This window comes from Actinomadura sp. 6K520 (genome assembly GCF_004349245.1).
In the GTDB taxonomy this organism is placed as follows: Bacteria; Actinomycetota; Actinomycetes; order Streptosporangiales; family Streptosporangiaceae; genus Spirillospora.
The window spans coordinates 1-9,998 of sequence record NZ_SMLC01000219.1 but is presented as its reverse complement, the minus strand read 5'-3'; the positions used below and the strand labels follow the sequence as shown (position 1 = coordinate 9,998).

Genomic DNA, 9,998 nt, shown 5'->3' with positions numbered 1-9,998 from the left:
CTTCGGACTCGGGCACGGCCGCCCCCGCCCCGGGCGAGCTCAACGTGAGCGTCTACACCAAGCCCACGAAGCCGAAGGCCGGAGACCCCGTAGACGTCACGACCACCATTGAGGCGACCGGTGGCGCCGTGACCGAAGTCAAGATCAAGGGCCTCAGAACGAGTCCCGACGGAGTCACCCTGACCGGGGAGTGCAAGGACTTCGCCTCGGAAGCCTGCTCCGCGGGAGATCTCGCCGACGGGGATGACGCCGTCTTCCACTGGGAACTGACCGCTCCGGAAAAGACGGAGAAGGTCGAGATCACCGTCACGGTCGGCGCATCGAACCTCGATGACATCGCGGCACCGGGCAGCATCACCTTCGTCTTGCCGTCGCCGACGAAGCCGCCGCCGACGACCAGTAAGCCGCCGAGTTCCTCGAAGCCGCCCAGCAAGGCGCCGACGAAGAAGCCGTCCAAGAAGCCGAAGCCCACGGACTCCGCGTCCGGCGGGGACGGCGGCTCCAGCGGCGGCTCCAGCGGCGGCGGTTCCGGTGGTTCGACCGGGGGCTCCGGCACCGGGAGCGGCTCGGTGATCTCCGATGGCGGGGCCGTGCCGCCGCAGCCGAACTCGTCGTTCGAGCCGCGGGACCCGTCGGTCGCGCTGCCCCCGATCCAGGCTCCGAGCCCGTCGGTCGCGCCGAGCCAGGGCGCCGCGGTGACGCCGCAGAGCCGGCTGCAGGGCAACGAGGCACCCGTCGCGCAGGACCTCACGTTCGAGCGGATGGCCAGCACGCAGGTCGCATGGCTGGCGGCGCTCCTGGTGGCGTTCTCCCTGCTGATGACGCAGCTGCGCCTGGGCAGGCGGCGCCTCCCCGCCGGGGCGGCGGCCAAGCGGGCGAAGGGCACGCACCGGCGGCCCCGCAAGGGCGTGTTCGGCAAGTGATCAGCGGGTGAGCGCGTAGCACGCGATCGCGGCGGCGGCGACCACGTTGAGCGAGTCGACGCCGCGTGCCAGGGCCGCCCCGTCCATCGGTATCCGGACGCGATGGTCGGCCTCGTGCAGCCACCGCGACGACAGCCCGTCCCCTTCCGAGCCGAGCAGCAGCGCCCTCCGGCCGGCGGCCCGCACCTCGTCGATGGCCGTCGCGTCGGCCGCGGGCGTGAGGGCGAGGAGCTCGAAACCGCGCTCGCGAAGCGTGGCGAGCCCGTTGCGCCAGTCGGTCATCCGGGCGTACGGAAGGGCGAACACGGCGCCCATGGACACCTTCACCGCGCGGCGGTAGAGCGGATCGGCGCACCGCGGCGCCAGCACCGCCGCGTCCACCCCGAGCGCCGCCGCACACCGGAAGATCGCCCCGATGTTGGTGTGGTCGACGATGTCCTCGCAGACGATGACGCGGCGGGTGGTGCTGAGGAGCGTGTCGACGGCGGGGAGCGGGAGGCGTTCGAGGGACGCCAGGGCGCCGCGGTGGACCTGGAAACCGGTGATCGCCTCCAGGACGGCGTCGTCGGCGAGGTAGACCGGGGCGTCGAGGCCGTCCAGGACGTCGGCGAGCGGCTCGGCCCAGCGGCGGGCCATCAGCAGGGAGCGGACGGGGTGGCCCGCGCCGATCGCGCGGCGGATCACCTTCTCGCCCTCGGCGACGAACAGGCCGTGCTGGGCCTCCAGGCTCTTGCGGAGGTTCACGTCCCGGAGCCGCACGTAGTCTGAGAGGCGCGGGTCTGCGGCGTCGGTGACGGGTACCAGGCGGGCCATGGCCCCAAGTCTGCCGCTGAAACCAGGGTGGGGCGTCCGGATCCGGCCAGATGTGGTTCGGTCCGGGCGGGTTTCGCGGGGTGGGTACGGCGTACCGTTCCACCCCGTAAGCAGGGTGTGATGATCGGCGGCGATGCCAGGATCGTTGAGAGATACGCTCATGACCTGCGTCATTATCAGTTTTGAGTTCTTTGTAACCTCTAGTTCGTACTACTACAGTGCCGTGGGACATCGGCGGGTTTCTGGTGAATCGAGGGCAGGTCCATGAGCGGACGTCATCGCAATGACATCCCCGATGGTGCGGGGGAGGGCGGGTACGACCCGTCCCGGCCTGTCTTCGGCCCCGCCAACGACGGGTCCTCCGACTGGTTCGGCGCCCGGGACAGCCAGGGCCAGCCGCTGGCCCAGCCGCCGGCCGGTCCGCCGGGGGCGCCGCCCGGCAGGGGCGCCGCACCGGGGGCGTCCGGCGAGACTCCGCAGTGGTTCACGCCGCGGCAGTCGGGTGAGCACCCCGGCTACGGCGGCGGGTACGGCGGGGTGCAGGAGGGCCGCCGGTCCGGGGAGCCGGTGTCCGGGAACCCCCAGGGCCCGCCGCCCGGCGGCTCCTCGTCTCCGCTGGCCGGGACCGGGTACAGCGAGTACGACTCCATCCGCAGCTCCGACGGCGGCCCGTCCGGGTACTTCGGCGGGCAGGGCGACTCCGGCGGCTACGGCGGCGGTTCCGGCGGTTCCGGTGGGTCCGGCGGATCCGGTGGTTACGGCGGATCCGGTGGTTACGGCGGGTCGGGCGGATCCGGTGGTTACGGCGGCGAGTCCGGCGGTTACGAGTACGGGCGCCGCAAGCGCAAGCGCAACGCGACCGCGCTGATCGGGCCGATGGCCGGGGCCGTGGGCCTGGCGCTGCTGCTGGGCGTCGGCGTGTACGCGTTCGCCGAGAGCGGCGGCTGCACCGGCGACGACGCGCTGAGCCTGTCGGTGGCGGCGGCGCCCGACATCGCGCCGGTCGTGGAGAAGGCCGCCAAGCGCTTCAACGACGGCTCGCACGAGGCGGACGGCAAGTGCGTCCGCGCCACGGTGAAGAAGGTCGAGCCGGCGTCGGTGACGACGCTGATCTCCGGGCAGGGTGTGGCGAACGCGGCGAACGAGCGCCCGGACGTGTGGATCCCCGACTCGTCGCTGTGGATCTCGCTGGCGCAGGCGGGCGGCGACGGCAAGAAGAACGACGTCGTGCCCACCAAGACCTCGGTGGCGACGAGCCCAATCGTGGTGGGCCTGCCGCAGACGCTCGCGGAGCAGCTGAAGAAGCAGGGCATCACCGCCAGCCCGTCCTGGGACAACCTGCTCAAGGCCGCCGGCGGCACCGCGGGCGGCGCGGTGACCAAGAACCAGATGATCCCGGCCGGCACGGTGCGGCTGGTCGTCCCCGACCCGATGCGGAACGCGGCGGGCATGGGCTCGCTGATGGTCACCAGCACGCTGCTGGCGAACGACCCCAACCGGGACTCGATCTTCACCGGCATCGTGCGGACCGTCCGGGAGAGCACCGTCCCCACGGTCGACGCGGAGTTCGAGGCGTTCAGCAAGAGCACCGGCGGCAAGAAGCCGATCTCCCTGTCGTCCGAGCAGGCGCTGTGGAGCTACAACCGGACCAGGCCGCAGGAGCCGGCGGTCGCGCTGTACCCGCTTGAGGGCACGCTGTCGATGGACTACCCGTTCACCGTCACCAGCAAGGACGCCGCCAAGCAGAAGGGCGCCCGCCTGCTGGAGAAGGCGCTGCGCACCGAGGCCACCCGCAACGACGTCCACGAACTGGGGTTCCGCACCGCGGACGGCAAGGCGCCGGAGGGCTTCGACCAGAAGGCCGGTGTCAGCCCGGCCCGCCCGCGGCAGCTCCCGACGCCGAAGAGCGAGGACGTCGCGAAGGTCATGCAGGCGTGGTCGAAGCTGTCGCTCGGCCTGCGCATGCTGACGCTGATCGACGTGTCCGGCTCGATGCTGGAGAAGGTCGGGCCGAACACCAACCGGCTGCAGGCCCTCGCCCAGGTCTCCCAGGGCGGCCTGAGCATGATGTCGGACGACACCGAGCTCGGCCAGTGGCTGTTCTCGACGAACATGGACGGCGATCTCCCGTACAAGAAGACGGTGCCGATCGGCCCGCTCGGCGAGCGGATCGGGTCCAACACCCGGCGCGGCCTCGTGCTTTCGACGCTCAACTCGATGCAGCCGAAGCCGAACGGCGACACCGGGCTGTACCGGACGATGCTCGCCGCGTACAAGATGATGAACGACACCTACAAGCCGGAGTTCGGCAACTCCATCCTGCTGCTGACGGACGGGAAGAACGACGACGACGGCGGCCCGTCGCTGCGAACCACCCTCGACCAGCTCAAGGGCATGCAGGACCCGAACAAGCCGATCCAGGTCAACATGATCGGGTTCGGCAGCGGCGTGGACGTCAACGAGCTGGAGAAGATCGCGGAGGCGACCAACGGCACCGTCCAGGTCGCGCAGACCCCGGAGGAGATCCAGAAGATCTTCCTCAAGGCGCTGTCCCGCCGCATCCAGTGAGCAGCGCTCGGTGACCGGAATCGCACGGCCCGCATCCGGATGATCATCGTTCGGTGATCATCCGGATGCGTCAGGTAGTTCTTGATTTTTCCCGGCGTTCGGTGTCAACCGGGCGCCGCACCCGGCCGTCCAACCTGGTGGAGGCCCGACGGGGAGCGGGGCCGTCGGGCCTCCGACCGCCTTCCCTCCCCGGCCCGTGACGGGGAAGCGAGCCGCCTCGAAGGGGCGGCCGATCGGGGGGAGTCACCCGGAGCACCGGGTGAACGGCACTCCGCCGCCCACCGGCGGCGGGACGAGCGCAGCAGCTCCCCATCGGATCTTCCGGCCGTCCCCGACGACGCGGACGAGGAATCCGCACACAGCCCGCGGGAGGACCTTGTGTCCGGTTGGCCCAGTTTCGAGCGCGCCGACGACGAGCGCCTGGCCCGGTCCCTGGCCGCGGGCGACGCGAGCGCGCTGATCCAGGTCATGGACCGCTACGCGGCCCGCCTGTACGACTACTGCCACGCGCTGCTGCGCGACCAGGAGCAGGCGGCCGGCGCGCTCCACGACGCGCTCGTCGCCGCCTACGCGCACGTGCCCGCCCTGCGGGAGCCCGACCGCTTCCGCGGCTGGCTGTACGCGCTCGTCCGCAAGGAGTCCATGCGGCGCCTCCGCGACCCGGAGCGGCCCGCCGAGCGGCACGAGGCCCCGGAGGTCGAGGAGGGCTTCCTGGACGGCGCGGAGCTGGCCAAGCGGCTGGAGGCGCGCCAGCTCGTCCACAGCGGCCTGGCGGCCCTGCGCGGGCGCGAGCGCGAAGCCCTGGACCTCATGCTGCGGCACGGTCTGGACGCCGCGGAGATCGGCGGCGTCCTCGGCATGGACGCGCACGAGGCCGCCGACCTGACCGGCCGGGCCCGCGCCCGCCTCGACGGCGCGCTCACCGCCGCGCACATCGCGCGGAACGGCGGAGGCTGCCCGCAGGCGGCGGCGATCGCGGGCGAGGGCGGCTGGCCGCTCCCGCCCCCGGCCGTCCGCGCGCTCGTGGACCACATGGAGGCGTGCCCGGCGTGCGCGCCCCAGCGCGACCGGCCGGTGTCCGCGGCGCGGCTGCTGCAGGTGATGCCCGTCGCGACGATGCCGACCGACCTGCGCGGCCACGTCATGGCCACCGCCACCGATCCGGCGCTGGCCCCCGACCTGGACGACATCGCCTACCACGCCGGACCGTTCGACACCTGGGGCTGGCCGATCAGCGAGGACGAGCCGCCCGCGCACCCCCATCCCGCACGAGGCACCCCGCGCGCGCTCTGGCCCGTGCTCGCCGCCGTGGCCGCCGTAGTGGTGATCGTGGCGGGCGCGTTCTACGTCATGCAGGGGTCGCCCACCGGAGGGACGGAGGCTCAGGACTCCCCCGGGCCGGCCACGTCGGCCCCCGACTCGGCCCCGCCGAGCGAGACCGAGGAGCCCACGGAGTCCCCGACGCCCACGGAGAGCAGCACTCCGACGCCCACCCCGTCCACGACGACCCCGACCCCGACGCGGACCCGGACGCGGTCGGCCCGGCCGTCCAGCCCACGGCCGAGCGTCACGCGCCCGCGGACCGGGACGCTGCTGGTCGGCGGCTGCACGATCAGCGGCCCCGGCCCCGGCAGGTGCGCCCTTCCGGTGCGCGCCGTGGGCGGGACGGTGACCTGGGCCGTGACGGGCGCGTCCGCCGGGCTCAGCGCCAGCGGCGGCGGTACGCTCGCCGACGGCCGGACGGCGGTGGTCAGCGTCAGCGGCAACTGCGTACCGCCGGGCGGCAGCGGCACGGTCAGCTTCTCGACGGGCCAGCGCGGCACGGTCACGCTCGCGTGCTCCGAGGACGGGAGTCCGGGCGGCCCGGGCGACTGATCGCGAAACGTGATCTGCATCACATTTCGGATGTCGGAAAGCTGGTCGACTAGGCCAAACGGCCACAATGTGTACCTATTCCGTCACGGACTTCGCCGTGTCCGGGAGAAATCTCGGCGACTTGGTGGCAAGATCAGGCAACCAGAGCGGGCCGGCAGGCGTCGGCGCTCCCCGGGGGTTTGATCGACGACACCGAAATCGACTGGGAGGGTACCCGTGGCCGGTGAGCCAGGGCCCGGGCAGAACGACGACGTCAGGCTGGCGAACTCGCTGCGGGCCGGGGACGTCATCGCGCTGACCGAGGTCTACGACACCTACGCGCCGTTCCTCTACGACTACTGCCACGGGCTGCTCCGCGACCGCGTGGAGGCGGCCGGGGCACTGCGCAACGCCTTCATCGCGGCCCGCGAGCACATCGACCGGCTCACCGAGCCCGAACGGCTGCGCGGCTGGATGTACGCGATCGCCCGCAAGGAGTCCATGCGGCGCCGCGACAGCCCCAACCGGCACACCGGGCAGGAGGCGCCCGAGGCCGACGACGAGCTGACCGAGGAGCAGCTCGTCCGGCGTGCGGAACGCCGGCTCCTCGCGCACAGCGCGCTCGCCGCGCTCAACGGCCGGCAGCGCGAGGCGATCGACCTGCTGGTGCGGCACGAGCTGGACGAGGTCGACCTGTGCGGCATCCTCGGGATTCCGCTGGAGGAGATGCTCGCGCTCGTGGAGCGGACGCGCGAGGACCTCGCCGCCGCGCTGCACGCGGCCCTCATCGCGCAGAACCACTGGGAGGACTGCCCCGGCGTCGCGGCGCTGACCGAGTCGTGGCCGCTGCCCCCGCGGGCGGCGGCGGCGCTCGTGCGCCATGTGGCGGGCTGCCCGGCGTGCGCGGAGCGCCAGACGGCGGCGCTGCCGCCCGACCGGCTGCTGTCGGTGCTGCCGATCGCGGCGATCCCCGCGGAGCTGCGGCTCGACGTGCTGACCGCCGCGACCGCCGAGGACCGCGCGGGCAACCGCCGCGCCATCGCCGCCTGGACCGAGCCGTTCGACGAGTACGGCTGGCCGCTCCCCTACCAGCCGACGCCGCCGCGCGGCCGCGAGCGCCCGGCCCGGCGGCGCGGCCCCCTGGTCGCCGCCCTGGCCGTGGCGGTGGGAGTGGTGGTGCTGTCGGCGGGGGCGGTGTCGGCGTTCGGCGGCGACGGGTCGAACACGTCCGCGGCCGGTCCGGCGCCCGCCGACAGCGGCGAGCCGGTGGCCTCGGGGCAGCCCGAGCCGACGCCGACCGACCCGTCCCCCACGGTCACGTCGCCGTCCCCGACCCGGACGAAGTCGCCGTCGAAGACGCCCTCGCCGTCCGCCACGCCGACGCGGACGGCGACGACCCGCCCGCCGCTGCGGCCGCCGCCGTCGGACACCGACGAGCCCGAGCCCCCGAGGCCCGGCACGCTGTCGGTGGAGGGCTGCGGCATGGGCACCCGCGAGGCGTGCTCCGTCCGCATCACCGCCGTGGGCGGGCCGGTGAACTGGCGGGTGACCGGAACGTCCGGTGAGCTGAGCGCGGGCGGGGCCGGGCGCCTGGCGGCCGGCGCCTCCGCGAACGTGACCGTGCGCCGCACCAACGTCTTCTGCTTCGGCGACAGGACCGGCTCGGTCTCGTTCTCCCCGGGCGGCTCGGCCCGCGTCTCGTACTGCTGAGGCGCCCCTGCCGGGGCGCCTCGGCCCGCCGGTGTCCTCAGATGGTGCCGGTGTCCAGGGTGCGGTGCGCCCGGTTCAGCAGCACGGGAACACCCTCGCCGATCTGGTCGAACCCTTCGCCGACGGTCGCCTTCTGCAGATAGCGCGCGTGGATGCCTTCGAGGATGACGGCGAGCTTGAAGCAGGCGAACGCGACGTAGAAGTCCAGGTCGGCCAGGTCGTAGCCGGTCAGCGCCGCGTACCGCCCGGTGAACTCGTTCCGGGTGAAGAAGCCCGACGCGGAGGTGATCGTCGCGCCGACGGGCAGCTTGTCGGCGTCGGCCGCCTCGGCCCAGTAGACGAGCGTCAGCCCGAGGTCGGACAGCGGGTCGCCGAGCGTCGACATCTCCCAGTCGACCACGGCGGCTATCTCCGGCCGGGGTTCGAGCCTGGCGAGCGCGTTGTCGAGCCGGAAGTCGCCGTGGACGAGGCGCGCCGGAGCGTCGGCCGGCAGCCGGTCGGCGAGCCTCGCCACGAGCCGGTCGTACTCGGGCAGGTCCCGGGTGGTGCCGGTGGCGCGGATGGCCTCCTGGGACCCGTCCCACTGCTTGCCCCAGCGCTTGAGCTGGCGCGCCATGTAGCCGCTCGGCCTGCCGAAGTCCGCAAGGCCGACGGCCTTCACGTCGACGGTGTGGATGGCGGCGAGCGCCTCCACCAGCGCCTCGCTGAGGCCCCGCGCCTGCTCGGGCGTCATGTCCGCGGCGTCCTCGCGGGTCCGCAGGACGCGCCCCTCGACGTAGTCCATGAGGTAGAAGCGCGCGCCGATGACGTCCTCGTCGTCGCAGAACGCCAGCGTCCTCGGCACCGGAACCGCTGTGCCATCACCGAGCGCGGTCAGCACGCGGTATTCGCGGCCCATGTCGTGGGCCGTCGGCAGGACGTGCCCGAGCGGCGGCCTGCGCAGCACGATGCGGCGGCCGCCGTCCAGGGTGATCCCGTAGGTGAGGTTCGAGCGGCCGCCGGCGATCAGGTCGATCGCGCTGATGCGTCCCGTACCGGGCAGCTCGCGGGCGAGCCAGTCCGCCAGGCGGGGGACGTCGATGCCGGGGACCCCGGGGGGAAGCTCTGCGTCAACGGTCATGACGCCCTATTAGAACGTGACTCGGTCCGTGCTGTGAACCCCACCCGGGTACCTGCCGCCCGCGCGGGGAGACCCTCCGGCCACTTCCGGCCGATTTGCAGGAAGGGTTCACCTGGCGCACAGCATGCCGCTGACGTGCGACGACGCCCCGGCGTTCGGCGCGGAACGGCCGGTTCGGTGAGACTTCCAGATGAGAACGAGAACGCCAGGTGCAAGCCGAGGGGCCCCGGGGTACGCCTCTGCGACGACAGCCGAGCAAGTGGGTACCTACCTCGCCCGGCGGTCAAAGCCGTCATCTCCGGCCCATGACGGCAAGCTGGACTTTTTACGTCCTGCTGGGCTATGAGAGTAGGACTAGACCATTCGGGACTAGACCGCCCGATTGGGGGGGACAAACCGTGGCAGACGCATGGCTGCCGGGAGCCGGCCGCATGCCGGCGCGACAGGACGGCGGAGCTCTGCGAGGAGGTGCTCCCCGGGTCGTATGGTGCACCGGCGAGCACGATCCCCGCACCGTCTCCGCCCGCTCGGTGGCCGCCGACCTCGTCAAGGACGACCGCCCGCCGCACCTGGTCTGGCATCCCGGCACCGGCGAGATCGTCCAGCTCCTGCCCGTCACCCGCGCCGCCCGGCTGCTCGGCGGGCGCGTCGGCCGCGAGGGCCGCGTCTGCGTGCAGATCATGGTCGTCGGCCAGTCCCGGGCGCCGTTCACCGGCACGCTGCTCACCGGCATCGACGCGATCGTCCAGTGGCTGGACACGTGGGGCGTCGCGCGCCGCTGGCCCGCCGGGCCGCCGCTGCCGTCGCCGCAGTCGTACCACGCCGACCGCGGCCGCAAGAACTGGGCGCGCGGCGGGCACTACGGGGCGTCCCAGGTGCCGCTCATCGACCGCCCGGACCCCGGCGCCATCGACATCCGCCGCATCACCGGGCCCGACACCCCGGTCGCCCCCATCCCAAAGCCGCGTGCACCCCTTGTCGACGGCACGGCCCCGCCGCACCTTCTTCCC

7 protein-coding genes are annotated in these 9,998 nt (G+C 73.0%); 5 read left to right on the top strand and 2 right to left on the bottom strand.

Annotated elements, in window-relative coordinates:
* Positions 1–923, top strand: a 923-nt coding sequence (locus tag E1289_RS38590; RefSeq protein WP_207929318.1) for a hypothetical protein, incomplete at its 5' end; no start/stop codon positions are given.
* On the opposite strand, the gene E1289_RS33410 is transcribed toward E1289_RS38590, so the two are convergent.
* On the bottom strand, positions 924–1,736 hold the full coding sequence (locus tag E1289_RS33410) for an RNA methyltransferase (protein WP_131987453.1): 813 nt from the start codon (positions 1,734–1,736) through the stop codon (positions 924–926). It abuts the gene before it with no gap.
* 264 nt (positions 1,737–2,000) lie between these two features.
* Between E1289_RS33410 and E1289_RS33405 the strand changes: the two genes are divergently transcribed.
* The 3 genes from E1289_RS33405 to E1289_RS33395 all read left to right on the top strand — a co-directional run bounded on the left by E1289_RS33405 (position 2,001) and on the right by E1289_RS33395 (position 7,868).
* Positions 2,001–4,304 carry a substrate-binding domain-containing protein gene (locus tag E1289_RS33405; protein WP_131987451.1) on the top strand — a complete coding sequence of 768 codons (2,304 nt, stop codon included), beginning with the start codon at positions 2,001–2,003 and terminating at the stop codon, positions 4,302–4,304.
* 378 nt (positions 4,305–4,682) lie between these two features.
* Entirely contained in the window at positions 4,683–6,179 is a 1,497-nt protein-coding gene (locus tag E1289_RS33400) for a sigma factor (protein ID WP_131987449.1), read from the top strand.
* Between the two features lie 216 nt (positions 6,180–6,395).
* A complete protein-coding gene (locus E1289_RS33395; protein ID WP_131987447.1) occupies positions 6,396–7,868 on the top strand; it encodes a sigma-70 family RNA polymerase sigma factor in 1,473 nt (490 codons plus the stop codon).
* A gap of 37 nt (positions 7,869–7,905) precedes the next feature.
* On the opposite strand, the gene E1289_RS33390 is transcribed toward E1289_RS33395, so the two are convergent.
* Complete coding sequence (locus tag E1289_RS33390) at positions 7,906–8,988, bottom strand: phosphotransferase family protein (protein ID WP_131987445.1); 1,083 nt, start codon at positions 8,986–8,988, stop codon at positions 7,906–7,908.
* Positions 8,989–9,419: 431 nt separating this feature from the next.
* Between E1289_RS33390 and E1289_RS33385 the strand changes: the two genes are divergently transcribed.
* A partial coding sequence (locus E1289_RS33385) for a hypothetical protein (RefSeq protein ID WP_207929317.1) occupies positions 9,420–9,998 on the top strand: 579 nt, incomplete at its 3' end.